The following is a 479-nucleotide window of genomic DNA, read 5'->3' as shown; positions in this document are numbered from 1 at the left end:
TTCGACGCCATCGAGTTGACGTTGTCGGTCAGATCGCGCCACGTACCGCTGACGCCCTTGACCTGGGCCTGACCGCCGAGCTTGCCCTCGGTGCCCACCTCGCGCGCCACCCGGGTCACCTCGTCGGCGAACGACGAGAGCTGATCCACCATCGTGTTGACAGTCGACTTCAACTCCAGGATCTCGCCCCGCGCGTCCACAGTGATCTTCTGCGACAGGTCACCCTTCGCCACGGCCGTGGAGACCTGGGCGATGTTGCGGACCTGGGCGGTCAGGTTCGACGCCATCGAGTTGACGTTGTCGGTCAGGTCGCGCCAGGTGCCGGCGACGCCGCGCACCTGGGCCTGACCGCCGAGCTTGCCCTCGGTGCCCACCTCACGGGCCACCCGGGTCACCTCGTCCGCGAACGACGAGAGCTGATCCACCATCGTGTTGACAGTCGACTTCAACTCCAGGATCTCGCCCCGCGCGTCCACAGT

At 66.6% G+C, this 479-nt stretch carries 1 protein-coding gene; it reads right to left on the bottom strand.

The genetic code is table 11. The features are described from left to right. On the bottom strand, positions 1–479 hold a 479-nt coding region (locus ACLQ29_RS35395), incomplete at both ends, for a HAMP domain-containing protein (protein ID WP_425775705.1).

Origin of the sequence: Micromonospora sp. DT228 (assembly GCF_049841595.1) — a bacterium.
GTDB lineage: Bacteria > Actinomycetota > Actinomycetes > Mycobacteriales > Micromonosporaceae > Micromonospora.
Note: the sequence above shows the minus strand (reverse complement) of the source record. Positions and strands in the feature narration are given on the sequence as shown.